Source organism: Pseudomonas sp. URIL14HWK12:I5, assembly GCF_900176445.1.
Classification (GTDB): Bacteria; Pseudomonadota; Gammaproteobacteria; order Pseudomonadales; family Pseudomonadaceae; genus Aquipseudomonas; species Aquipseudomonas monteilii.
In genome coordinates this window covers 1-24425 of record NZ_FWXQ01000013.1, presented here as the reverse complement: position 1 = coordinate 24425, position 24425 = coordinate 1, and the positions used below count along the sequence as shown (strand labels likewise).

General features: G+C 63.0%; 25 protein-coding genes and 1 pseudogene. 7 read left to right on the top strand and 19 right to left on the bottom strand.

All coding sequences use genetic code 11. The annotated features are described in order from the left end of the window. Positions 1-50: 50 nt before the first annotated feature. The 8 genes from B9A31_RS24990 to B9A31_RS24955 form a co-directional block, all read right to left on the bottom strand. Entirely contained in the window at positions 51-824 is a 774-nt protein-coding gene (locus B9A31_RS24990; protein ID WP_019098619.1) for a response regulator transcription factor, read from the bottom strand. 119 nt (positions 825-943) lie between these two features. Further along, positions 944-1414: an A24 family peptidase gene (locus B9A31_RS24985; RefSeq protein ID WP_016715409.1), complete on the bottom strand. Its 471-nt coding sequence runs from the start codon at positions 1412-1414 to the stop codon at positions 944-946. A 204-nt stretch (positions 1415-1618) separates the two neighbouring features. Beyond that, entirely contained in the window at positions 1619-2188 is a 570-nt protein-coding gene (locus tag B9A31_RS24980) for a DUF4136 domain-containing protein (RefSeq protein ID WP_016715410.1), read from the bottom strand. Positions 2189-2207: 19 nt separating this feature from the next. Then, a complete protein-coding gene (locus tag B9A31_RS24975) occupies positions 2208-2843 on the bottom strand; it encodes a DUF4136 domain-containing protein (protein WP_027609858.1) in 636 nt (211 codons plus the stop codon). 21 nt (positions 2844-2864) lie between these two features. Continuing rightward, positions 2865-3614 carry a methyltransferase domain-containing protein gene (locus B9A31_RS24970; RefSeq protein WP_016715412.1) on the bottom strand — a complete coding sequence of 250 codons (750 nt, stop codon included), beginning with the start codon at positions 3612-3614 and terminating at the stop codon, positions 2865-2867. Further along, on the bottom strand, positions 3611-3916 hold the full coding sequence (locus B9A31_RS24965) for a MazG-like family protein (protein WP_009685784.1): 306 nt from the start codon (positions 3914-3916) through the stop codon (positions 3611-3613). Before B9A31_RS24965 ends, B9A31_RS24970 begins: the two co-directional genes overlap by 4 nt. A 55-nt stretch (positions 3917-3971) precedes the next feature. Further along, positions 3972-4823 carry a MaoC family dehydratase gene (locus B9A31_RS24960; protein ID WP_025754645.1) on the bottom strand — a complete coding sequence of 284 codons (852 nt, stop codon included), beginning with the start codon at positions 4821-4823 and terminating at the stop codon, positions 3972-3974. 2 nt (positions 4824-4825) lie between these two features. Next, positions 4826-6178, bottom strand: a complete 1353-nt coding sequence (locus B9A31_RS24955) for a 3-oxoacyl-ACP reductase (RefSeq protein WP_027615803.1) — start codon at positions 6176-6178, stop codon at positions 4826-4828. 118 nt (positions 6179-6296) lie between these two features. On the opposite strand from B9A31_RS24955, the gene B9A31_RS24950 reads away from it, so the two are divergent. Both B9A31_RS24950 and B9A31_RS24945 read left to right on the top strand, forming a co-directional pair. Next, positions 6297-7577, top strand: a complete 1281-nt coding sequence (locus B9A31_RS24950) for an acetyl-CoA C-acetyltransferase (protein WP_084297492.1) — start codon at positions 6297-6299, stop codon at positions 7575-7577. 54 nt (positions 7578-7631) lie between these two features. Next, a complete protein-coding gene (locus B9A31_RS24945; protein ID WP_019099766.1) occupies positions 7632-8411 on the top strand; it encodes an AraC family transcriptional regulator in 780 nt (259 codons plus the stop codon). Between the two features lie 65 nt (positions 8412-8476). On the opposite strand, the gene B9A31_RS27885 is transcribed toward B9A31_RS24945, so the two are convergent. The 5 genes and pseudogenes from B9A31_RS27885 to B9A31_RS24925 form a co-directional block, all read right to left on the bottom strand. After that, on the bottom strand, positions 8477-9205 hold the full coding sequence (locus B9A31_RS27885) for a methyl-accepting chemotaxis protein (RefSeq protein WP_371257973.1): 729 nt from the start codon (positions 9203-9205) through the stop codon (positions 8477-8479). A gap of 129 nt (positions 9206-9334) precedes the next feature. Next, a pseudogene (locus B9A31_RS27880) lies at positions 9335-10222 on the bottom strand (cache domain-containing protein); the annotation flags it as partial. Positions 10223-10587: 365 nt separating this feature from the next. Next, the gene (gene cueR / locus B9A31_RS24935; RefSeq protein WP_019099768.1) at positions 10588-10998 is read right to left on the bottom strand and encodes a Cu(I)-responsive transcriptional regulator; all 411 of its coding nucleotides are present in this window, start codon (positions 10996-10998) and stop codon (positions 10588-10590) included. Then, a complete protein-coding gene (locus tag B9A31_RS24930; protein ID WP_019099769.1) occupies positions 10995-13394 on the bottom strand; it encodes a heavy metal translocating P-type ATPase in 2400 nt (799 codons plus the stop codon). The genes cueR and B9A31_RS24930 overlap by 4 nt, the downstream gene beginning before the upstream one ends. 52 nt (positions 13395-13446) lie before the next feature. Then, positions 13447-13833 carry a hypothetical protein gene (locus tag B9A31_RS24925; RefSeq protein ID WP_084297491.1) on the bottom strand — a complete coding sequence of 129 codons (387 nt, stop codon included), beginning with the start codon at positions 13831-13833 and terminating at the stop codon, positions 13447-13449. A gap of 131 nt (positions 13834-13964) precedes the next feature. Between B9A31_RS24925 and B9A31_RS24920 the strand changes: the two genes are divergently transcribed. Together B9A31_RS24920 and B9A31_RS24915 are read left to right on the top strand one after the other, a co-directional pair. Further along, positions 13965-14162 carry a heavy-metal-associated domain-containing protein gene (locus tag B9A31_RS24920; RefSeq protein ID WP_019099770.1) on the top strand — a complete coding sequence of 66 codons (198 nt, stop codon included), beginning with the start codon at positions 13965-13967 and terminating at the stop codon, positions 14160-14162. 121 nt (positions 14163-14283) lie between these two features. Further along, on the top strand, positions 14284-15465 hold the full coding sequence (locus B9A31_RS24915) for a multidrug effflux MFS transporter (protein WP_016715421.1): 1182 nt from the start codon (positions 14284-14286) through the stop codon (positions 15463-15465). On the opposite strand, the gene B9A31_RS27605 is transcribed toward B9A31_RS24915, so the two are convergent. After that, entirely contained in the window at positions 15416-15613 is a 198-nt protein-coding gene (locus B9A31_RS27605) for a hypothetical protein (RefSeq protein ID WP_080587396.1), read from the bottom strand. The two genes, B9A31_RS24915 and B9A31_RS27605, sit on opposite strands and share 50 nt — an antisense overlap. A 458-nt stretch (positions 15614-16071) precedes the next feature. On the opposite strand from B9A31_RS27605, the gene B9A31_RS24905 reads away from it, so the two are divergent. Continuing rightward, positions 16072-16785, top strand: coding sequence for an ArsR/SmtB family transcription factor (locus B9A31_RS24905; RefSeq protein WP_016715422.1), 714 nt, complete (start codon positions 16072-16074; stop codon positions 16783-16785). 19 nt (positions 16786-16804) lie between these two features. Here the strand turns inward: B9A31_RS24905 and B9A31_RS24900 are convergent, their stop codons facing one another. The 5 genes from B9A31_RS24900 to B9A31_RS24880 all read right to left on the bottom strand — a co-directional run bounded on the left by B9A31_RS24900 (position 16805) and on the right by B9A31_RS24880 (position 21153). Continuing rightward, positions 16805-17752 carry an adenosine deaminase gene (locus B9A31_RS24900; protein ID WP_016715423.1) on the bottom strand — a complete coding sequence of 316 codons (948 nt, stop codon included), beginning with the start codon at positions 17750-17752 and terminating at the stop codon, positions 16805-16807. Positions 17753-17838: 86 nt separating this feature from the next. Beyond that, the gene (locus B9A31_RS24895; protein ID WP_019099772.1) at positions 17839-18525 is read right to left on the bottom strand and encodes an SDR family oxidoreductase; all 687 of its coding nucleotides are present in this window, start codon (positions 18523-18525) and stop codon (positions 17839-17841) included. Positions 18526-18889: 364 nt separating this feature from the next. Then, a complete protein-coding gene (locus B9A31_RS24890) occupies positions 18890-19474 on the bottom strand; it encodes an IMPACT family protein (RefSeq protein ID WP_019099773.1) in 585 nt (194 codons plus the stop codon). Positions 19475-19482: 8 nt separating this feature from the next. Then, complete coding sequence (locus B9A31_RS24885) at positions 19483-20145, bottom strand: TetR/AcrR family transcriptional regulator (protein ID WP_019099774.1); 663 nt, start codon at positions 20143-20145, stop codon at positions 19483-19485. Between the two features lie 90 nt (positions 20146-20235). Next, positions 20236-21153 carry a LysR family transcriptional regulator gene (locus B9A31_RS24880; protein ID WP_027609861.1) on the bottom strand — a complete coding sequence of 306 codons (918 nt, stop codon included), beginning with the start codon at positions 21151-21153 and terminating at the stop codon, positions 20236-20238. 118 nt (positions 21154-21271) lie between these two features. Here B9A31_RS24880 and B9A31_RS24875 point away from each other — a divergent pair, with 118 nt between their 5' ends. Then, the gene (locus B9A31_RS24875; protein WP_016715427.1) at positions 21272-22618 is read left to right on the top strand and encodes an omega-aminotransferase AptA; all 1347 of its coding nucleotides are present in this window, start codon (positions 21272-21274) and stop codon (positions 22616-22618) included. Between the two features lie 73 nt (positions 22619-22691). Next, positions 22692-24185: a CoA-acylating methylmalonate-semialdehyde dehydrogenase gene (locus B9A31_RS24870; protein ID WP_084297490.1), complete on the top strand. Its 1494-nt coding sequence runs from the start codon at positions 22692-22694 to the stop codon at positions 24183-24185. The last annotated feature ends 240 nt before the right edge of the window (positions 24186-24425 follow it).

The window sequence follows — 24425 nt, the reverse complement described above, 5'->3', positions numbered from 1 at the left end:
TTGTGTCGCGATGGGCTGCAAAGCAGCCCCGGCAATTTTGAAGCAGTCACTTAGTGGGTAGTAAACCGCTGGTGAACCGGTGACGAACTGGGCGTCAGTGCCAGTGCCAACTGGGTGCGGTTGTGCATGTGGGTCAGGCGCAGTACCTGCGACACATACAACTTCACCGTGTTTTCGGTAATGCCCAGCTCACAGGCAATCTGGTAGTTGGTCTTGCCCTTGCTCACCAGCCGTGCCACTTCAAGTTGGCGCGGCGATAGCTTCTCGAACGCTGCCGGTAGCTCGCTCTCACTGTCTTCCACATCGCTGGCGCGTCGGTGGGTGCCTTGGCCGCGGGCCTTTTCCAGGTCCTGGTACAATTCGTCCACCGAGTCGGCCAGATTCTGCAACCGCTGGTTCAACCCGCCCAAGGCGCGGAAGTTGCGCTGGCGCTCCAGTAGGGCCTCTTCCTGGCGGCGCACGCCCTCGAGCAGTTCATCGAGGTCCGTGGGCTTCTGGTAGTAATCGGCAAAGCCTTCACGCAGGGCACGGATCACATCCTGTTTTTCCGCGCGCCCGGTCAGCATGATGGCTTCGAACATGCGCTGCCCGGTGATTTGCTTGAGCGCGCGAACCAGTTCGATACCATCACGGTCGGGCATGTGCAGGTCGCAGATGATCAGGCCAATGGCCTCGTCGGCCAGGTAGCGCTCGAGGGCTTCGTCGGTGGAATGGGCCGGCAGGCAGTGGTAACCCCGGGTTTCAAGAAACTCACATAGCTGTTCGACGATGACTGGCTGGTCATCGACCACCAAAATCTTCACATCACTGAAAGGTCTGGACACGATCAACTCCCTGTTCGTATGCGGCCCTGCTCCCGGGCCAGACGCTCTGGCAGCTTAAAAATAGCCCTACGTTGCGATTTTGTACAAGGCATGTACAAGGTATCGGACCATAGGTTGCTTTATTGGATCCATACCGCCGTTAGAAGAAAACCTGCTAACACATAGGGTACGAAGGCCTGTTTGTCGCCCATTTCTTCAGTCAGGGTTTGCAACCGCTTCTTCACTTTGGGGTTGAGCAGGGTCCACAGGCGCCGGCGGGTGAGCAGCCACACCAGCACACTGACGCCGGCGCCGATGAAGGTGCCGAGCACGTATTGCGGGCTGGTGGCGAGGGCCAGTGCGCCCATCAGCTTGACGTCGTCGGCACCGAAGCGGCCGAGCATGTACCCCGGCAAGGTCAGCAGCATGACGATGGCCAGCGCCCAGCCGGCATCGGCGGCCTCGGCGCCTATCCAGCTGCGACCGGTGGCGAACAGCCAGACCAGAGCGCCCGTTGCCACGCCCAAGGTCAGCAGGTTGGAGATCTGGCGTTGACGCACATCCTGTTCGGAGCACAAGGCAAGCCACAGCAGGAGAACAATGCTTTGCATTGGCAGGTCGCCTTTCCCAAAAGTTGAACACTTCTACCCGGTCAGTCAGGTTTCCTTAAGTGAAGATAGACGGGAACCTGCGAGGGAGTGGGCGGGAACGGGAAAAAGGCGTGGTCGAAATGGATTTTGTCGTTCTTGACACCGTTTAAGTGGGGGAGCGACCTTGGGGCGCGAAAAGGTGCTCCCACTATTAAGGGCTGAGGCTTATTTCTTGCTACCCGGCGGGTAGTTGGCCAATACCTTGTTCACAGTATTGCGGATGGCGCTGTTGCGTTCTTCCGGGCTTGGCGGGTAGTTGTTCATGATTTGCTCGGCACTGCCGCGCCACACCAGCTTGCCGTCACGCCCATCGAACATGTCCACCTGAATGGTCGCGACCTTGTAGTCGACACTGCGGGTTTCGTTGTACATCGGGCCACCCCAGTAACCGCCCCAATAGCCACCCCAGCCACCGCCATAGTTGGTGGTGATCTGCTGCTGGCGCTGCTCGACGATCAGGTAGGTGCGGACCGTCAGGTCAGGCCGTGCGCCACCCTGGACCGGGCGCAGCCCACGTTGGTCGAGCTGGTCGGCTACCGCCTGGCGGATGCGCTGCTCGGTAAGGTCGCTCTTGATGCGGGGGTCGTCCGGGCGGTACTGCAGGCCCGGTTCCTGCCACGCCCAGCTGCGGTAAGCGGCAAAGTCACGGCTGGCATCGAAATCCTGCTGGACGTTGTTGCTGGAGCAGGCTGCAAGCAGTAACACGAATGACAGTAAAACGAGACGGCGCAACATGATGGTTCTCCGTTAGCGATTAACTGGGAGGATAGCCGCTGAGCGCCTTGTGCACAGAGTCTCGCAGGGCGCTTTCGCGTTCACGCGGCGAGTCCTTGTCGCTGCCGCTTTCGGCGCTGGCACTCCATACCGGCTGACCGCTGCGAGCGTCGTACAGGTCGATGCGCACTACCATCACGTCCACTTCGTAGGTGCGTACGATGGGCACGCTGGCATAACCCCCGTAGCCATGGCGATAGCCACCATAGCCCACGCCACCGTAGGGGTAGGGGCCGTAGTACGGGTCGTAGGTGTCGTAGTCACGCACCTGGCGCAAGCGTTTTTCCAGGCGCATGTCTGCGCTCACCAGCAGGTCGCCGGTGGCACCTCGGGCGGGGCGCAGGCCATGCTGGTCGAGTGCCCCGCTGACAGCATCGGCCAGTTGCGCAGGATCGGCATTGGCCGAGCCACTGGGCAGTTCGCCGTTGCGCCAGCTCCAACTGCGGTAGTGCCCATAATCGCGGGCGGGTGCCGGGTAGGCACTGGCGTCGAAGGTGGTGGCCGCCTGGGCGGGGGCCGGAGGCAGCGGGCGGCTGCTGGCCACATACGGGTTGCTGCCCTGGCATCCAGCCAGGGCGAATGGCAGCAGGGCCAGGCACAACAGACGGTACGGCATGAACTCCTCCGGCAGGGTGGGTTAGCGGGGGCGGCACACCCAGTGCAGGTAGCGGCCAAGCCCGGCGAAGGCGGGGTGGCGGCGGTGGGCCAGTTCCATTTCCAGCAGGTCGAGCAGCTCGGCCTTGCCCTGGAACTCCTTGGGCATGTAGTCGTGGAACACCCGCACACCGCTTTCGCTTTCAACTTGCCACATAGGATCAAGTTGCGCCTTGAGCGCGCGTGGATCAAGCGGTTTCTGTGGGGTCAGGCTCTGCTTTTCACCTTCCAGCCGGTTGCTGCGCAACTTGCGGAAATGGCCTTTGAGCAGGTTGCGGTAGACCAGGGCGTCGCGGTTGTAGAAGGCCAGTGACAGCCACCCGGAAGGGGCTGTGAGCTGGTGCAGCACGGGCAGGATGCTCTCAGGCTCTGCCAGCCATTCGAGTACGGCATGGCACAGCACCAGGTCGTAAGGTTCGGTGAGCTGGCCAAGCAGGTCTTGCCAGGGGGCCTGGATGAACGTGGCAGTCTGGCCAGCCTCGGCAAAGCGCGCGCGGGCGCCATCGAGCATGGGGGCGGCGGGCTCGGCCAAGGTCAGATGATGACCACGCTGGGCCAGCCACAAGGCCATGTGGCCCAGCCCGGCACCGATATCGAGAATGCGCAGCGGACGATCGGGCAGTGCCTCGGCCAGGTCAGCCTGCAGCACGGCCAGGCGGATTGCGCCCTTGGCACCGCCGTAGATCTTCTCGGCAAAGCGAGTGGCCAGCTCATCGAAGTGACGGTCATTCATCGGGCGAAGCGCCTTTCGCTGTCGGCCAGCTTGGCCCGCACCACCTGGTCCATGTCCAGGCCCAGCTCGCTGCACAGCAGCAACAGATAGAGCACCACATCACCGACCTCCTGGCCGGCGTGGGCCAGTTTGTCGGCAGGCAGCTGGCGCGATTCGTCTTCGCTCAGCCACTGGAAAATTTCTACCAGCTCGGCCATTTCGACGCTGGCGGCCATCGCCAGGTTCTTCGGGCTGTGGAAGCCGCGCCAGTCGTTGTTGTCGCGGATCTGGTGCAGGCGTTGGGTGAGTTCTTGCAGATTCATCGGGGTCTCCTAATGCTGCATAGCTTCTGCCCAGGCCCGATGCAAAGCAAGTGGCCTACAGCCGATCCCACCGCCCGACCATATGCAATACCCCCCCATGCCCATCCAGCCGTAGTTGACCTGCAGTGCCCGCCTCACTGGCACTGAGCACCACCTCCGACGGCAACCGTACCGGTTTGCGGAAGTCCACTTCAAAGGCATACCCACTGTGCGGCAGGTGCCCACGCAATGCCGCCAGGGCCATGGCCATGCTCCACATGCCATGGGCAATGGCTGTAGGAAAGCCGAACAACCGGGCACTGACAGCACTGAGGTGGATAGGGTTGTAGTCCCCGCAGACCTTGGCATACCGCCGGCCGATGTCACTGTCGGCGTACCAGCGGCTGGCCTCGGGTAATGCATCTGGCTCAGCTTCGGGTCGTTCACTTGCCTCGCCTTCCAGCTTCAACCCACGTACCAGCATGCGGCTGGTCTCGCGCCAGAGTAGGCCTATGCCGTCTTCGGCCTCGGTGATCAAATCGAAGGTGCCGCCCTTTGCATGCGGTTGCAGGTTGTGCGCATACACCGCAAAGCGCAGCCCCTCGATACCGCCAAGCGAGCGCAGCACTTCGATGCGGTTGTACAGATGCACCAGGCCGAGCAGTGGGAAGGGGAAGTCTGGAGCGGTCATCAACTGCAACTGCAGGTTGAATGCCATTGCATGTGGATATGTCGCCGGCAGGCGGCCATCGTCGGGAAAGTGGCAGAGCTTGCGGTAGGTGCTCAGGTTGCCCGGCTGAACCGGGATGAAGCAGCGTAGGCCATCGTCCGGCAGGTGGTCGCCGCTGATGGTGCGTTTGCTGGCTGCGCGCAGGTACAGGCTGGCGCGCGAAGCCGGGCTGTGCAGGTCATGCCAGTGTCGGCTCATGCTCAGGCTCCCATCAATGCCTGGCCGCACACCCGCAGCACCTGGCCGTTGACTGCCCCGGAGCCCGGTTGGCTGAGCCAGGCAATGGCTTCGGCGACGTCCTGCGGGCGCCCGCCCTGGCCCAACGAGCTCAGGCGCCGGCCGGCCTCGCGCAGGCCCATGGGCATGGCTGCGGTCATGTGGGTTTCGATAAAGCCGGGCGCCACGGCATTGATGCTGCCGCCATGTTCGGCGAGCCGGGGCGCCCAGGCCTGGGCCAGACCGATCAGCCCGGCCTTGCTGGCGGCGTAGTTGGCCTGCCCACGGTTGCCGGCAATGCCGCTGACCGAGGCCAGCAGGGTGATACGTGCGTTTTCCCCCAGTGCGCCACTGTCATACAGCGCCTGGGTCAGTACCTGTGGGGCCTTGAGGTTGACAGCCAGCACCGCGTCCCAGTAATCCGGGGTCATGTTGACCAGGGTCTTGTCACGCGTGATACCCGCGTTGTGCACCACGATGTCGATGCCGTCGGGCAAGGCCGCCAGCAGTTGCGTTGCCGCGTCGCTGGCGCAGATGTCCAGCGGCAGCGCCTTGCCACCCAGGCGTGCAGCCAGGGCGTCGAGGTCCTGGCTGGCCTGCGGCACATCCAGCAGCAGCACGTCGGCGCCGTCCCGTGCCAGGGTTTCGGCGATAGCGGCGCCGATGCCGCGCGCTGCGCCAGTGACCAGGGCACGACGGCCGGCCAGTGGGCGGGTCCAGTCCTCCACCTGGCTGATACAGGCTTCCAGGCGCAGCACCTGGCCAGAAATGAAGGCACTCTTGGGCGAGAGGAAAAAGCGCAGGGCGCCTTCCAGCTGGTCATCGGCACCGGAAGCGACATACAGCAGCTGGGCAGTCGCGCCGTTGCGCAGTTCCTTGGCCAGCGAACGGCTGAAGCCTTCCAGTGCCCGTTGGGCAACGCTGGCCAACAGGTTGTCGAGGCTTTCCGGTGCGCGCCCCAGCACCACGATATGCGCGCAAGGCGCCAGGCTACGCAGCAGGGGCTGGAAAAATTCGCGCAACTGCTTCAAGGCATCGCTGTCGGACAGATGACGGGCATCGAATACCACGGCCTTGATTTTCGGCCCCAGGCCGGCCACCCAGGCTTCAGCCTGCAGGTCGTCGGCATTGAAGCTGTAAACCTCGTCAGTCAGGCATGGGGCGATGGCTTCGATCTGTTTCGCCATTGGCCCGCCGCCCAGCACCAGCGCCCCTTCCACCGGGCGTAGGCGGCCGGCCTGCCAGCGCTCCAGCGGGGCCGGGCGTGGCAGGCCAAGGGCATCCACGAGGCGGCGGCCGAGGTTGGAGTTGGCAAAGCCGAGGTAGCGATCGCTCATGGGTGGGTCTCCGCAAAGGCAAGCTTGAAAGTGTGGACCAACTTTGTGGCAAGGTCGTTCGCCCACGGTAAAAACACCTAGGCTGTACGGATCAAATTGTTTCAGGAGGAAAAAGCGCATGCGTTCACTTCGCCGGGTCGCGATCCTGGGCGGCAACCGAATTCCCTTCGCCCGCTCCAACGGCGCTTACGCCACGGCCAGCAACCAGGCGATGCTCACTGTTGCCCTTGAAGGATTGATCGAACGCTATCGCCTGCATGGGCTGCGGCTGGGGGAGGTAGTGGCTGGCGCGGTGCTCAAGCACTCGCGCGACATGAACCTCACCCGCGAATGTGTGCTGGGTTCGCGCCTTTCACCGCAGACCCCGGCCTATGACCTCCAGCAAGCCTGCGGTACCGGGCTCGAAGCGGCGTTGCTGGTGGCCAACAAGATCGCCCTGGGGCAGATCGACAGTGGTATTGCCGGCGGCGTGGATACCACCTCCGACGCACCGATTGCCGTCAACGAAGGCCTGCGCCACATCCTCCTGCAAGCCAACCGTGGCAAAAGCCTGAGCGAGAGGCTCAAGCCCTTTCTCAAGCTCAGGCCTCACCACCTCAAACCCGAACTACCACGCAATGGCGAACCACGCACCGGGCTGTCAATGGGCGAGCATTGCGAGCGTATGGCCCAGGCCTGGCGCATTGGCCGTGCCGAACAGGACGCGTTGGCGCTGCTCAGCCACCAGAAACTGGCTGCCGCGTATGCCGAGGGTTGGCAGGATGATTTGCTGACGCCGTTTCTTACGTTGACCCGCGACAATAACCTGCGCCCCGACCTGACCCTTGAGCAGTTGGCCAAGCTGCAACCCGCCTTTGACCGCAGCGGGCAGGGCACGCTGACGGCCGGTAACGCCACACCGCTGACGGACGGCGCCTCTATGGTGTTGCTGGGCAGCGAGGAATGGGCCGCGCAGCAGGGGCTGGAGGTGCTGGCTTACCTGGTCGATGGCGAAACCGCTGCGGTGGACTTTGTGACCGGTCGCGAAGGGCTCTTGATGGCGCCGGTGTATGCCGTGCCACGCTTGCTGGCGCGCAATGGCCTGACCTTGCAAGACTTTGACTACTACGAAATTCACGAAGCCTTCGCTGCCCAGGTGCTGTGTACGCTCAAGGCCTGGGAAGATGCCGATTATTGCCGTGAACGGTTGGGGCTGGAGGCGTCGCTTGGGGCGATTGACCGCAGCAAGCTCAATGTAAAAGGCAGCTCGCTGGCGGCGGGGCACCCGTTTGCGGCCACCGGAGGGCGCATATTGGCCAACCTGGCCAAGCTGTTGGCCACGGCGGGGAAGGGGCGGGGGTTGATATCGATTTGTGCGGCAGGTGGGCAGGGGGTGACGGTGATTGTCGAGCGCACCTGACGTGCGCCTGCGTCAGCTGTTAGGCTTGTCCCATCAGAACTACAAGAAGCCGCCATGCCGATCATCGGACATCCCCGCGCCATCCCGGCGCTGGACCACCTGCCCAGGCCTCTTTACGCCCGTGCCGAAAGCCTCGGCGCCGGCTCCTGGACCACCCGCCACCAGCACGACTGGGTGCAGTTTTCCTACGCCATCAGCGGCGTACTTGGTGTGTACACCCGCGACGGCAGTTACTTCGCGCCGCCCCAGTGGGGGGTGTGGATTCCTGCTGATGCCGAGCACGAAGTGGTGACCTCGATGCAGGCCGAAATGCGCAGCCTGTATGTACGGCGTGATGCCTGCCCGTGGGCGCCAGAGCAATGCCGGGTGCTGGAAGTAACCCCGCTGGCACGCGAGCTGATCAAGCAGTTTTGCCTGTTCCCGGCGGATTACCCCGAAGATGACAGCGCCGAAGCACGCTTGGTGGCGGTGCTGCTCGACCAGTTGCGCACGTTGCCCGAGGTCGGGTTTTCGCTGCCGTTGCCACGGCACCCTGGGTTGCTGGCGCTGTGCAACGGTTTGATTGCTGCACCGGACCAGCCGCAGACATTGCAGCAATGGGCGCGGGAGCTGGGTTGCTCGGAGAAGACGCTGATGCGGCTGTTCCAGCGGGAGACAGGGTTGAGCTTTCGAAACTGGCGGCAGCGCATGCGGCTGTTGTCGTCGCTGGCGTTGCTGGAGGCGGGGGAGAATGTGACCGAGGCGGCGCTGGGATGTGGGTATGACTCGACTTCGGCTTACATTGCGGCGTTCAAGCAGTTGTTCGGGGCGACGCCTGGGGAGTTGAAGCTTTAGTCCTCGGTTGCCTGTACCGGCCTCTTCGCGGCGTTAGTCGCGAAGAGGCCGGTACAGGTAACGCATCAGGTGCGGAACCTGCGCACCAGCGCATCCAGCTCATTGGACAGCCCTGCCAGGCTCTCCGAGTCCACCCGCGCCGCCTGGGCCAGTTCGGCCACCAGCTGGGCATCACCGTGAATCTGGCTGATGTGACGGTTGATGTCCTCGGCCACCTGATGCTGTTCCTCGGCGGCTGTGGCGATCTGCGTATTCATGTCGCGGATCACATCCACCGATTCCCGGATTTGCCCGAAGCTGTCGCGTGCCAGGCCAATGCGGCTCACCGATTGCTGCGATACCTCCAGGCTGGCATGCATCTGCGCGGCCACTTCGGCAGTGCGGTTGGCCAGGTTGCCCAGCAGGCCATCGATTTCGGCAGTGGAGTCGGCAGTGCGTTTGGCCAGGGCCCGTACTTCATCGGCCACCACGGCAAAGCCACGGCCTTGCTCACCCGCGCGGGCGGCTTCGATGGCAGCGTTGAGGGCCAGCAGGTTGGTCTGCTCGGCGATCGAGCGGATGGTGCCGAGGATCGACTGGATGGCATTGCTGTCCCGCTCCAGCTGCTGGATCGACTGCGCCGACTGCTCGATTTCCTGGCTCAGGCGGTCAACGCTGTGTACCGCCGCATCGATCTGCTGCTGGCCTTCGCGGGCCTGCTGCTGACCGCTGTCGGCCGACTGCGCTGCCTGGCTGCAGGAGCGCGCCACTTCGTTGGCGGTGGCGACCATTTCGTGGAACGCAGTGGAAACCATGTCCACGGCTTCGCGCTGGCGGCCTGCGGCCTCGGCCATGTCGCTGGAGACGCGGGTCGAGCTGCTGGAGGTGCTGAGGATTTTGCCGGCGGCAGCGCCAATGTGCTGGATCAGGCTGCGGATGGCACTCAGGAACTGGTTGAACCAGCTGGCCAGTTGCGCGGTTTCGTCGCGGCCGCGGATTTCCAGGTTACGGGTCAGGTCACCTTCACCTTGGGCAATGTCTTCCAGGCCGTTGGTAACGCTGTTGATCGGGCGCACGATCAGCTTGGCGAACGCTGCACCCACCACGGCGAACAATGCCGCCAGCACCACGGCGATGACCCCGATCAGCCAGGTTAGCCGGGTGGTGGTCTGCATCACTTCGCTGTGTTCGATCAGGCCGATGAAGGTCCAGCCTAGTTGCTCGTCGGGGTAGACGTTGGCCATGTAGTGCACGCCATTGAGCTCGACTTCGACCAGGCCTTTGCCCGCCTTGGCCAACTCGGCATAACCACCGCCAACGCTCGCCAGTTGCTTGAAGTTGTGCCCGGCGTCGCGTGGGTCGACCATTACGTTACCGTTGCTTTCCACCAGCATCAGGTAGCCGCTTTCGCCCAGCTTGATCTGCTTGATGATCTCGGTCAGGCCCTTGAGCGACACGTCGATGTTGACCACGCCACCGGGGTTGCCCAGCTGGTTGGCCACGGCGCGCACGGTGCTGACCAATACCGCATCGTCTGCAGCCCAGTAGTAGGCGCCGGTACGAACGGTTTTCCCCGGGTTGGCCATGGCCAGTTGGTACCAGGGGCGAGTGCGTGGGTCGTAATTGACGAACTTCTGCCCTGCCGGCCAGCCTGTGTAGCCACCGTCGTTCACCCCGTAGGACAAGTAGGCATACGCAGGGTGTGAGTTGGCCAGGCGGGTCATGAAGTCAAGGAGCTTGCTGGCCTGCTCGCCCAGTTCGTAGGACGGCGAGGCACTCATGTACTTGTTCAGCTCGCTGCCCGTGGCGGCGACCATTGGCTGCGAAGCCATGTACTCGACGTTCTGGTTGATGCCCTGGAAGAAGATGTTCATCGCGTTGCTGACCTGACGGATTTCCCGGCTGCTGCTGTCGAGGAATCCGTCGCGGGCTTCGCCACGCAGGTTGAGGACCACCAAGGTGGCCACGAGGACGATGGGCAAGCCGGCGATGACCGCGAATGCCCAGGTCAGTTTCTGTTTGATGCTCATCGACGCTCCCGGAATTTTTATTGTCGACACACGAGGCAGGTAGCCAGTGCATCGGCAGCATCCGGGTTTTATGTAGCGATAACGCCCGTATTTATTGGATAAAGTCGTAGTTGGTGACTATTCGGTCGCGTTTGGACGCTTTTGGCATACCAAACGCGTGTGACCGTTCAGTGGCAGCAGTTGCCGGCGGCGCCGTTGGCCAGGTCTTTGAGGATCGGGCAGTCCGGGCGGTCGTCCCCTTGGCAGTGCGAAACCAGCTCGCCAAGGGTGTCGCGCAGGCTCACCAGCTCCTCGATGCGCCGGTTCAGCTCGTCGATGTGCTGCATGGCCAGCGCTTTCACATCGGCGCTGGCACGTTGGCGGTCCTGCCACAAGGTCAGCAGCTTGCCGACCTCTTCCAGGGAAAACCCCAGGTCGCGGGAGCGCTTGATGAAGGCCAGGCTGTGCAAGTCTTCCGCCTGGTACAGGCGGTAGCCGCTGTCGCTGCGTGTGGCCGGTTTGAGCAGGCCGATGGATTCGTAATAACGGATCATCTTGGTGCTAAGCCCGCTGCGGCGGGCGGCTTGGCCGATATTCATGGCGCCTCCTGGGTGGTGCTGGTGGGTTTCCACGCCTTGAGCCACAGCGCGTTGCTGACCACGCTCACGCTGGACAGGGCCATGGCGGCGCCGGCCAGTACCGGGTTGAGATAACCCAGCGCGGCCAGCGGGATGCCGATCAGGTTGTAGATGAATGCCCAGAACAGGTTCTGGCGAATCTTCGCATAGGTCTTGCGGCTGATCTCCAGGGCCGCAGGCACCAGGCGAGGGTCACCGCGCATCAGGGTGATGCCCGCGGCCTGCATGGCCACGTCGGTACCGCCACCCATGGCAATGCCGATGTCGGCGGCGGCCAGTGCCGGGGCATCGTTGATGCCATCGCCCACCATGGCGACCACCCCGTCCTGCTTGAGCGCGGCCACGGTCGCAGCCTTGTCGGCTGGCAATACTTCGGCATGCACATCGTCGATGCCCAGGGCGTCTGCAACCACTTTGGCGCTGCCGCGGTTGTCGCCGGTCAGCAGGTGGCTGCTGATGTGTTGGGCATGCAGGGTGTCGATGGCCTGCGCGGCGCCGGGCTTGAGGCTGTCACCAAAGGCGAACAGGCCCAGCACGCGGGGTTGCGCGCCACGTTCGATCAGCCACGACAAGGTGCGCCCCTCGGCTTCCCAGGCCTGGGCCTTCGCAGCCAGGTCGCCGGGCTGCAGCCCGCTTTCGTCCAGCAGGCGGCGGTTACCCAGGGCCAGCTCACGGCCTTCCACACTTCCTGCGATACCGCGCCCGGTCAGCGACTGACTGTCGGTAACCACCGGCACGTCCAGCCCCTGTTCGGCACAGGCATCCAGCACTGCTTTGGCCAGTGGGTGTTCGCTGCCACGTTGCAGGGCGCCGGCCAGGCGGTGGAGGTCGGCACTGCTGCCAGCCTGCGCCTGGCTGTGGACCACCCGAGGGCTGCCGGAGGTGAGGGTGCCGGTTTTGTCGAAGACCACGCGGTTGACCGCATGGGCACGCTCCAAGGCTTCGGCGTCCTTGATCAGGATACCGTGGCGGGCAGCGACCCCGGTGCCGGCCATGATTGCCGCAGGGGTGGCCAGGCCGAGGGCGCAGGGGCAGGCGATGACCAGCACGGCGACGGCGTTGATCAGCGCGGTTTCCAGCGGTGCGCCGGCCAGCCACCAGCCGACCAGGGTGATCAGGGCCAGCACCAGCACGGCGGGGACGAACACCTGGCTGACCCGATCGACCAGCTTCTGGATCGGCGCCTTGGCGGCCTGGGCGTCTTCGACCAGGCGGATGATACGTGCCAGCACGGTTTCGGTCCCCAGCGCCTGGGTGCGCACCAGCAACCGGCCTTCGCCATTGATGGCACCGCCCGTGACGCTGTCGCCCGGCTGCTTGGGTACTGGCAGGCTTTCGCCGCTGATCAGGGCTTCGTCGGCATGGCTGCTGCCGTCCTCGACTACACCATCGACCGGGAAGCGCTCGCCGGGCTTGACCAGTACCAGGTCGCCCAGGCGCAGCTGGGCAATGGGCACGTCTTCTTCCTGGCCCTCGACGACACGCACGGCACGTTCCGGACGCAGTGCCTCAAGGGCGCGGATGGCGCTGGCGGTCTGGCGCTTGGCACGGCTTTCCAGGTACTTGCCCAGCAATACCAGGGCAATGACCACGGCCGAGGCTTCGAAGTACAAGTGCGGGGCCATGCCGGCGGGGGCATGTGCCCACTGGTAAAGGCTCAGGCCATAGCCGGCGCTGGTGCCCAGGGCCACCAGCAGGTCCATGTTGCCGGCACCGGCGCGTACGGCCTTCCAGGCGGCTACGTAGAAGCGTGCGCCGAGAATGAATTGCACCGGCGTGGCCAGCAGGAACTGTGCCCATGCTGGCAGCATCCAGTGCAGGCCGAAGGGCTGCACCAGCATTGGCAGTACCAGCGGCAGGGCCAACAGCAAGGCTGCGCCGACCGCCAGACGCTCATTGCGCAGGCGGCGCTGGGCAGCGCTTTGGTCGTCCTTGGCCGATTGCGGCAGGCTGGCGCTGTAGCCGGCCTTGTGCACGGCGTCGATCAGCAGGTTGTCATCGAGGGCTGCGAGCACTTCGAGGTGCGCGCGTTCGCTGGCCAGGTTGACGCTGACGTGCTCGACCCCAGGCAGCTTGCCAAGGGCACGCTCAACGCGGCCGGCGCAACTGGCGCAGGTCATGCCGCCAATCTGCAGTTCGACAGTGCGGGTGGGCACGCCGTAGCCGGCTTCGCGCACGGCGTCGACCAGGGCGGGCAGGCTGTTGGCCGGGGCCTGGACCCGAGCCTGTTCGGTGGCGAGGTTGACGCTGACCTGTTCAGCGCCGGTGACCTTGCGCAGGGCGCGCTCGACCCTGCCGGCACAGCTGGCGCAGGTCATGCCGGAGATCGGCAGGTCGTAAGTGGTGGATGCGGGCATGGCTCTCCTCCTTGGACAGGCCTCCAGCATCAACCTTGCCATGCAGGTAAGGTCAATAGCCCAGGCCGGCTCGCTTCAACTCCAGGCCATATTGCCCCATGGCGATGCGGTATTTGTTGATCTGGCCCGCCTGCAAGTTCAAGCGTGTACTGCGCTGGTCCTCGATGCCCGGCGCGCAGCCTTGCACCTGCCCTGGCAGCAGGCGCAGGCGTACGTCTACCGGACCGGGTGGAAGGTTGAACGAGGTGGATTGTTCCTGGAACACGCGCCCGGAGAGCTGGTCGTTGAGGTAAACGCCAATTTCGCAACCGGTGGCCACTTCCAGGCGTTCCCGGGAGATGATCAGTACGCTGTAGTCCGAGTTGCCCTCGGCGGTGGCCGGTGGCACCGCAGCCAGCGCGCTCAATAGCCCGACGACGCCCAATGCTGCCCTGAACATGAATAATCTCCTGCTTGCCTGATCGTCAAAGGCGCAGCTTGGCCGACACGGGCGTAGATTTCCACCCCGGCTGTTGACCTTGCCCCGATGGCAAGCTTGAGACTCGTTGAAAACCTGAAGGAGAGACCCCCATGCAAGTGTTCAATGTACAAGGCATGACCTGTGGCCATTGTGTGAAAGCGGTGACCCGGGCAGTGCAGGAGCAGGATGCAGCGGCCAAAATCGAGATCGACCTGGCGGCCAGACAGGTGCGGGTGCAGAGTGAGCTGGCGCCGGAACAGATTCTTACTGCGATCAGGGATGAAGGGTATCAGGCTGAACTCGCCTGATTACCAACCTGTGGAAGCGGGCGTGCCCGCGAAGCCCGTGGGTTTGTTGCAAATGTTTTCACATTCATAGGGTCCACAGCAGGTAGAATCATCCACTTGCTTAGCCTGCTATGGATTCCTGATGAACCTGCGAATGGTGCTCATCCTGGGCGCACTCAGTGCGTTCGGGCCCTTGGCGATCGACTTTTACCTGCCCGCCTTCCCGGCCATGGCGCAGGCGTTCGCCACCGACGAAAAACACGTCCAGGCCACCTTGGCCGCTTACTTCCTTGGCCTGTCCATCGGCCAGCTGGCTTACGGGCCGGTTGCCGACCGCTTTGGCCGTCGCAAACCGCTGATGTTCGGCGTGACCCTGTTCACCCTGGCGTCACTGGCCTGTGCCTATGCCCCCAACCTCGACACCCTGGTGGTAGCGCGCTTTGTCCAGGCGCTGGGCGGTTGCGCAGGCATGGTGCTGTCGCGGGCCATCGTCAGCGACAAGTGCGACCCGGTGGCCTCGGCCAAGGTGTTCTCGCAACTGATGCTGGTCATGGGCCTGGCGCCAATCCTGGCACCGATGCTGGGCGGGGTGTTGGTGAACCTGGCGGGCTGGCAGTCGATCTTCCTGGCGTTGAGCCTGTTCAGCGCCGGTTGCCTGCTGGCGGTCAGCCTGGGCCTGCCGGAAAGCCTGCCTGCGCATATTCCGCGACAGCCGCTGTCTGGCGCATTGCGCCAGTATTTGCGCCTGCTCGCTGACCGGGTGTTCCTTGGCCATGCCTTGACGGGTGGTATCGCCATTGCCGGCATGTTTGCCTACATCGCCGGTTCGCCATTCGTGTTCATCAAGCTCTATGGCGTACCGGCCGAACATTACGGCTGGCTATTCGGCACCAATGCTGCCGGCTTCATACTCGTGGCGCAGGTGAATGCCCGATTGCTGGCCAAGCGCGGGCCTGCTTTCCTGCTGGCGCGCGCCGTGTGGCTGTACCTGGTCGCGGGCCTGGTGCTGTTGGGCGTGGCGGCTTTGCGACCCGCGCAGCTGTGGCCGCTGCTGGTGCCGTTGTTCATCTGCATTGCCAGCCTGGGCTGCATCATCCCCAATGCATCGGCGTGTGCCATGAGCGGGCAGGGCGCGCGTGCCGGCAGTGCTTCGGCATTGATGGGGTGCGTGCAGTTCAGCGTTGCTGCGGGTGCCGCTGCGCTGGTCGGGCTACTGCACGATGGCAGCGCGGTACCTATGGCGCTGGTGATCAGCTTGTGCGGGGCATTGGCGGTCAGTGTCGCGCTGCTGACCCGGCGCTTGCAGGCCAAGGCTCCCGCATGAGCGGGTGAGGTGCATGAAGGCGGGTTTCCAGCGTGGCGACGAAGGCTCGCGCCTCGGCCTCGCTGCGGAAACTGACCACGTGTTGATCGAGCTGGACCTGCCAAGGACAGGCGGGGTTTCGGCTCGATGCACTGACGATAATTTTCATCGCGGCATACCTCCAGAATGGGAAGAGCCGCTCAAGTGTAGCGCTGGCCCTCCTGCCTGCCATGCGTTGCGTCAGTGTTCTGACTGACGGTCGAAGGGCGCAATGCCTGCAAACCTGCGAAACCTTCGCTAGCTCGCGCGCTATTTGTGGAAGGTCGCTGTGGGCCGTATCTGAAATTGCTGCAAGTCTTTTTCTATCTAGATATTTCGGGGCCTCTGTCTGTGGGTATCGGCGCTTTGGCTGACCGGCTTGCGGGTCGCTTTCTGGCGCCGGTTCACTGGTTGCCATGGGTAGGCATACCCAGTGGTTTTTCGTCGCCGATGTGTCTGCGCAAGGCCGTCTGACTGCGATTTTCTGCGGCTTATACTGGCGAGCCAGGCCAGTGCCAGCGAGAGGTGCTTCCCTGCCAGGGTTGGCCATCGCATCCACTCAGTGAACTTGCAGGGAGTTACAGGGACATGAACGCAGCCAGCAGCATCAGCCAGATCGCCAGCTTGATGGCCGACCCCAAACGCAGTGCCATGTTGTGGGCATTGATCGACGGTACGCCACGGCTAGCCAATGAACTTGCGATAATGACCGGCCTGACGTCCTCGTCGGCTTGCGCGCACCTTTCGTTGCTGTCATCGGCCGGTTTGCTCCGGCATGAAGCCAGGGGGCGAAAACGCTACTTCCGCCTGGCAACCCCACAGGTCGGGGCGGCGGTCGAGGCCTTGGCCAGCGTACAGCTGGAAAGCACCAGGGGAGAGCAGGCCAAGGCACCGGTATCACCGCTGCCCATGTCGATGCGCCGGGCACGCCGTTGTGGCGATCACCTGGGCGGGGAGTTAGCCAGTGAGCTGTATCACCGCCTGGTGGTGGCCGGCTGGCTGGAAGGCAGCGGAAGGCAGTTGATGGTCAGTGACGAGGGGAGGGCGCAGTTGGCCTCGGTCGGGGTGTACATCGATGCCCTGGCACCCCACGAGCAACGCGGTTGCGTGATTTGCCGCTGCACCGAGTGGAATGACCAGGCCCCGCATCTGGGCGGCGTGCTGGGCCAGGCTTTGTTCAGGCTATTCCTGCAATCTGGCTGGATGCGTGAGGCCGAAGACACGCGGGCGTTGCATATCTCTGCGCTGGGTATCCAGCAGATCAATCGCATCGCCCGCGTGGAGACATTGCAGGTCGGTTGAACGCAACGTCGTCGTTCAATCAGACCAGCCGGGCATCCAGGCTGTTCTGTGCCAGGCGACGGGCCTGGTCTTCGGTCATGCCCAGGTGGGTGTGCAGGGCGTGGAAGTTTTCCGTGACGTAGCCGCCGAAGTAGGCCGGGTCGTCCGAGTTGACCGTCACTTTCACGCCACGCTCGAGCATGTCGAGGATGTTGTGCTGGCTCATGTGGTCGAACACGCACAGTTTGGTGTTGGACAGCGGGCACACCGTGAGCGGGATCTGCTCATCGATGATGCGCTGCATCAGGCGCTCGTCCTCGATGGCGCGCACGCCATGGTCGATACGCTTGATTTGCAGCAGGTCCAGCGCTTCCCAGATGTACTCGGGCGGGCCTTCTTCGCCGGCATGGGCGACGGCAACGAAGCCTTCGCTGCGGGCGCGGTCGAACACACGCTGGAACTTGCTCGGCGGGTGGCCCATTTCCGAGCTGTCCAGGCCAACGGCGATGAATGCATCGCGGAACGGCAGGGCCTGGTCGAGGGTTTTTTGCGCTTCATCTTCGCTCAGGTGGCGCAGGAAGCTGAGGATCAGGCCACTGCTGATGCCCAGTTGCTGACGGCCGTCCTTCAGTGCCTGGTTGATACCGTTTAGCACCACTTCAAAGGGGATGCCACGGTCGGTGTGGGTTTGCGGGTCGAAGAACGGTTCGGTGTGTATCACGTTCTGCGCCTTGCAGCGTTGCAGGTAGGCCCAGGTCAGGTCGTAGAAGTCCTGCTCGGTACGCAGCACATCGGCGCCCTGGTAATACAGGTCGAGGAACTCCTGCAGGTTGTTGAAGGCGTAGGCGCCCCGCAAGGTCTCTACATCGGCCCAGGGCAAGGCGATCTTGTTGCGCTCGGCCAGGGCGAACAGCAGCTCGGGCTCCAGCGAGCCTTCCAGGTGCAAGTGCAGCTCGGCCTTGGGCAGGGCGTTCAACCAGTCATACATATAGGGGGGTCTCAATCAGGTACGGTTGCCGCCATTCTACAGGGGCTGGCCGGGCATTGCGCCCGGCCAGGCTGCGACCCGGTGAATCACCAGACCAAGGGTTCGCCCTTGTAGTTGATGAAACGCAGGCCACCCTTGCCGCTTTGCGCCTTGATCTGGTCGAGCATGCCGCGGGTGCTGGTGAGTACGTCGATCTCGGCGTTTTCGCCACCCATGTCGGTTTTTACCCAGCCTGGGTGCATGGCCAGCACGCACAGGTCGGGGCGCTGCTGCTCGACGACAAAGCTGTTGATCATCGAGTTCAACGCCGCCTTGCTGGCCTTGTACAGGCAAATTTCACCGCCGTCGGGGATGGTCACGCTCCCCAGGATCGAGCTCATGAAGGCCAGTACGCCGCTGCCCTCGCGTACCTGGCCGACGAGGCGCCGGGCCACGCGGATCGGTGCGACGGCGTTGGTCATGAACAGGTCGCCGACGTCTTTGTTTTGTACGGTCTCCAGGTCTTGTGGCAGGGGGCCCATGACACCGGCGTTGACGAATACCAGGTCGAACACCTGGCCCTGCAGGCGTTGCTTCAGGCCGTCGAGCTGGGCGGTGTCGTTCATCTCCAGCTGCTCGATGTGCACGCCGGGCACGTCCGCCAGGGCGCCGGGCTGCTGTGGGTTGCGGACAGTAGCAGTGATGTTCCAGCCATCTTCGTGCAGGCGTTGCACCAGGCCCAGGCCAAGCCCGCGCGAGGCGCCGATGATGAGGGCAGTTCTTGAATTAGCCATAGGAACATTCCTTTATCGGTGTAGGAAAAAGGAATTGAGCATACGTTACGGAAGGCGTGTGCGCTCACCGGATAAACGGCTAAAAATTGATCAAGGTTGCCAGAGTGCTTGTAGCCGGGCGCTTCGCCTGTTGGCGCACGGGTTATCCACAGGCTGGTCCACAGTTATTGTGTGCAAGCTCTGGAGGTGGGTAGGCTCGTCGAGCCCTGTACTGGGGATAACTTTCACGCTTTCAGCCATTTGCGGCTGTCATCAAGCAGTGATCAAAATATGATCAAAGCTATGCAGGCCCTGAATGTATTGGGCTGCAAGCGAATGCCCCAAGCTTATCCACAGGCCGGCCCACAGTTGCTGTGGGCAATGTTCAGCGGGCTTCGAGCAAGATGCGACCGCGGCTCAAGTCGGCCAGTTGCTGCTGCAGGGGGGGCAGGTGGGCGTCACCCAGCGCAATTAGCAGGTCCACGCCGTTGGCGGTGAATTGCTCATCCAGGACGAGGCCATCAACCTCTGCCAGACGCAGTTTCACCAGCGCCAGTTCGCTGAAACTGCAGCTGCAAGTGAATTCGCTGCGCTGCACCAGCAGCCGTTTGGGCGCCTGTTGCAGGCATTTGTTGGCGCCGCCGCCATAGGCCCTGGCCAGGCCGCCGGTACCCAGTTGTATGCCGCCATACCAGCGGATCACCAGTACCACGACCTGGTCGCAGTCTTGTGCTTCGATGGCTGCCAAAATCGGCCGCCCGGCAGTGCCGCCGGGTTCACCGTCATCGCTGCTGCGGTACTGGGCACCAAGCTTCCAGGCCCAGCAGTTGTGGGTGGCGGCCAGGTCGCTGTGGCGTTCGATGAAACTCATCGCGTCCGCAGCACTGCTGATCGGCCCGGCCAGGGTGATGAAGCGGCTTTTGCGGATTTCCTCGCGGTACTCGCAGAGGTCGAGCAGGGTAGAAGGCATAATGACGTTCAGGCAGCCGGCTTGATGCCGCAGCCCTTCAGAATGATGTGGATAAGGTTGTTGCTCGCGTCTTCCATGTCCTGCTTTGTCAGGCGGCTGCGGCCGGTCACCTGGCAGATCTGGGTGGCGAAGTCGGCATAATGCTGGGTGCTGCCCCACAGCAGGAAGATCAAGTGCACCGGGTCGACCGGGTCCATCTTGCCGGCTGCGATCCAGGCCTGGAACACGGCGGCTCGGCCGCGGAACCACTCACGGTAGTCGGCACTGAAATACTCGGTCAGGCAGGTGCCGCCGCTGATCACTTCCATGGCGAAAATCCGCGAAGCTTGCGGGTTGCGCCTGGAAAACTCCATCTTGGTACGGATGTACTGGCTCAAGGCCTCGCCGGGGTCGTCATCGACGCTCAAGGCGTTGAAGGTGCTGTCCCACAACTCGATGATGTTGCTGAGCACGGCAATGTACAGGCCCAGCTTGTTGGTGAAGTAGTAATGCAGGTTGGCCTTGGGCAAGCCCGCCTTGAGGGCGATGGTGTTCATGCTGGTGCCCTTGAAACCATGGCGGGCGAACTCGTCTTCGGCGGCCTGGATAATGGCCTGTTCGTTCTTCTGGCGGATGCGGCCCGCGGGCTTGCCCGAGGCAGAGAGGCGATGCGCAGGGACTTCTAGGGTCATGGACGATTCCGTACGGGTCAGGGGCTGCGGCTGTCGGACAAGATTACCTGCCTGTGCCGAAGTGACAAGCGTTTGCGGCAGAGACTGGCATCAACGTGTCGCAGCCAGGCTGTCGAGAAAGCTTTCCAGCACCAGGTTCGGCCGCCGGCCCTTACGCGTTACCCAGCTCAGGCTCAGGTCATAGAAGCGCTGTTGAGGCTTGAGGGCACGCAAGCGGCCCTGCTGCACCCAGAAGGTGGCGTAATGATCGGGCAGGTAGCCGATGTAGCGCCCGGTGAGGATAAGGAACGCCATCCCTTCGCGGTCCGAAGCACTGGCCGTGCAGTTCAGCGCCTGGTAGTGCGCCTGGATGTCGGCCGGCAGACGGAACGTCGGGGTAATGGCTTCCTGGCTGTTCAGGCGTGCGTCGTCGATCTGCTGGTCATCGGCATAGAACAGCGGGTGGCCAACGGCGCAGTAAAGCAGCGAACGTTCGCTGTACAACGGCTGGTACTCAAGGCCCGACAGCGGGCTGGTCTGGGGGACTACGCCCACATGCAGGCTGCCGTCGAGCACACCGTGTTCAACCTGGCTGGGGGCAATCATGCGGATCTGGATGCGCACATCGGGGCCTCGGTCCTTGAGTTCGGCCAGGGCGTGGGTGATGCGCATGTGCGGCAGGGTGACCAGGTTGTCGGTCAGGCCAATGTTCAGCTCGCCACGCAAATGCTGGTGCAGGCCATTGACCTCGGTGCGAAAGCTCTCCAGTGCGCTGAGCAGTTGCAGGGCCGAATGGTAGACCTCACGGCCTTCCTCGGTCAGCGAAAAACCGGCGCGGCCACGTTGGCACAGGCGCAGGCCAAGGCGTTGCTCCAGGTCGTTCATCTGCTGGCTGATGGCCGAGCGGCCAATGCCCAGCACGTTCTCGGCGGCCGAGAAGCCGCCGCACTCGACTACGCTGCGGTAGATCTTCAGCAAGCGGATGTCGAAGTCGCTGACCTGGGCGAGTGGATCGGGGCGTCGGCTCATTAGTTTAGTCTTGGCCTGTCTGAAGATTAGAAATGTAGGCTTTTTCAGACTTTATCCGCGTGCCAACTTAGCTGCAACAACATCCATCGTTGCCTAATCGTCTTCCGAGGAACCGCCGATGAACATGCCCGAAACCGCTCCCGCCGGTATCGCCAGCCAGCTCAAGCTGGATGCCCACTGGATGCCCTACACCGCCAACCGTAACTTCCAGCGCGACCCACGGCTGATCGTGGCGGCCGAAGGCAACTACCTGGTCGATGACCAAGGGCGCAAGATTTTCGATGCCTTGTCTGGCCTGTGGACTTGCGGTGCCGGGCACACCCGCAAGGAAATCACCGAGGCAGTGGCCCGCCAGATCGGCACCCTCGATTACTCACCGGCCTTCCAGTTCGGCCACCCGCTGTCGTTCCAGCTGGCCGAGAAGATCACCGCGCTGACCCCGGGAGACCTGAATCACGTCTTCTATACCAACTCCGGTTCCGAGTGCGCCGACACCGCGCTGAAAATGGTGCGTGCCTACTGGCGCCTGAAAGGCCAGGCCACCAAGACCAAGATCATCGGCCGTGCCCGTGGCTACCACGGCGTGAACATTGCCGGTACCAGCCTGGGTGGCGTCAACGGCAACCGCAAGCTGTTCGGTCAGCTGCTGGATGTCGACCACCTGCCTCACACCGTGCTGCCAGTGAACGCCTTCTCCAAGGGCATGCCGGAAGAGGGCGGTATTGCCCTGGCTGACGAAATGCTCAAGCTGATCGAGCTGCACGATGCTTCCAACATCGCCGCGGTGATCGTCGAGCCGCTGGCCGGTTCGGCCGGCGTACTGCCGCCGCCGAAGGGTTACCTGAAGCGCCTGCGTGAAATCTGCACCCAGCACAACATCCTGCTGATCTTCGACGAAGTGATCACCGGCTTCGGCCGCATGGGGGCGATGACCGGCGCTGAAGCCTTCGGCGTGACCCCGGACCTGATGTGCATCGCCAAGCAGGTCACCAACGGCGCCATCCCGATGGGTGCGGTGATTGCCAGCAGCGAGATCTACCAGACGTTCATGAACCAGCCGACCCCGGAGTACGCCGTGGAATTCCCGCACGGCTACACCTATTCGGCCCACCCGGTAGCCTGTGCCGCCGGTATCGCTGCGCTGGACCTGCTGCAGAAGGAAAGCCTGGTGCAGTCCGCCGCCGAGCTGTCGCCGCACTTCGAGAAGCTGCTGCACGGCGTGAAGGGCACCAAGAACATCGTCGATATCCGTAACTACGGCCTGGCCGGTGCCATCCAGATCGCCGCTCGCGACGGTGATGCCATCGTCCGCCCGTACGAAGCGGCGATGAAACTGTGGAAGGCGGGCTTCTACGTGCGCTTCGGTGGCGACACCCTGCAGTTCGGCCCAACCTTCAACACCACGCCGCAGGAACTGGACCGCCTGTTCGACGCAGTCGGCGAAACCCTGAACCTGATCGACTGATCTATCCGATTTTGATGCCCGGCGCGTGAACGCATCACGCGCCTGCTTCTACCTTCTTTATCTGGAGTTTTGCATGAGCATTGTTCAGCACCTGATCCACGGCGAGCTGGTTACCAAGGGTGAGCGCACCGCCGATGTCTTCAACCCGTCCACCGGCCAGGCTGTACGCAAGGTCGAGCTGGCCAGCCGCGCGACCGTGCAGGAAGCGATCGACTCCGCCAAGGCAGCCTTCCCGACCTGGCGCAACACCCCGCCGGCCAAACGCGCCCAGGTGATGTTCCGCTTCAAGCAACTGCTGGAGCAGAACGAAGCCAAAATCTCGCAGATGATCAGCGAAGAGCACGGCAAGACCCTGGAAGACGCAGCCGGTGAGCTGAAGCGCGGCATCGAGAACGTCGAGTTCGCCTGCGCGGCGCCAGAAGTGCTGAAAGGCGAGTACAGCCGCAACGTCGGCCCGAACATCGACGCCTGGTCCGACTTCCAGCCACTGGGCGTGGTTGCGGGCATTACCCCGTTCAACTTCCCGGCCATGGTGCCGCTGTGGATGTACCCGCTGGCCATCGCCTGCGGTAACGCCTTCATCCTCAAACCTTCCGAGCGTGACCCGAGCTCCACGCTGTTCATTGCCCAACTGCTGCTGGAAGCCGGCCTGCCAAAGGGCATCCTGAACGTGGTGCACGGTGACAAGGAAGCAGTGGATGCGCTGATCGAAGCGCCAGAAGTGAAAGCACTGAGCTTTGTGGGTTCGACCCCGATCGCCGAATACATCTATGCAGAAGGTACCAAGCGCGGCAAGCGTGTACAGGCCCTGGGTGGTGCCAAGAACCACGCGGTGCTGATGCCGGATGCCGACCTGGATAACGCCGTCAGCGCACTGATGGGCGCGGCTTACGGTTCGTGCGGCGAGCGTTGCATGGCCATTTCGGTGGCTGTGTGCGTGGGCGACCAAGTGGCTGATGCGCTGATTGCCAAGCTGGAACCACAGATCAAAGCGCTGAAGATTGGTGCAGGCACCTCGTGCGGTCTGGACATGGGCCCTCTGGTGACTGCGGCTGCACGTGACAAGGTGGTGGGTTACATCGATGACGGTGTTGCTGCCGGCGCCAAGCTGGTGGTGGACGGGCGCGGCTTCCGTGTGACCGGTAATGAAGATGGTTACTTCGTGGGCGGCACCCTGTTCGACAAGGTGACCCCAGAGATGCGCATCTATAAAGAAGAGATCTTCGGCCCGGTGCTGTGCGTGGTGCGCGTGAACAGCCTGGAGCAGGCCATGCAGCTGATCAACGATCACGAGTATGGCAACGGTACCTGCATCTTTACCCGTGACGGTGAAGCGGCGCGCCTGTTCTGCGACGAGATTGAAGTGGGCATGGTGGGGGTAAACGTACCGCTGCCGGTGCCGGTGGCTTACCACAGCTTTGGTGGCTGGAAGCGTTCGCTGTTCGGTGACCTGCATGCCTATGGCCCGGACGGTGTTCGCTTCTATACCCGTCGCAAGGCAATTACCCAGCGTTGGCCGCAGCGTGCCAGCCATGAGGCATCGCAATTCGCATTCCCTAGCCTTTAAGGCAGGTAATTGAAGCGGGGAGGCCGGCAGGCCTCCCCGCTTTGTTTTTCCGCAATATTAAGGTTTCTTGAAATTAAGGGTTGACGCGGTTTCGAATCCCCTTATAATGCGCCCCACTTCCAGCGACATCGGAACGAAAAACTCCTTGATATTCAATGAGTTAAATAGTTAAGGTGGCGTTGAAAGGGCTACGATCGAATGATCGCAAGCGGTTGAAATGGTGGTTGACAGCGGTTTTAA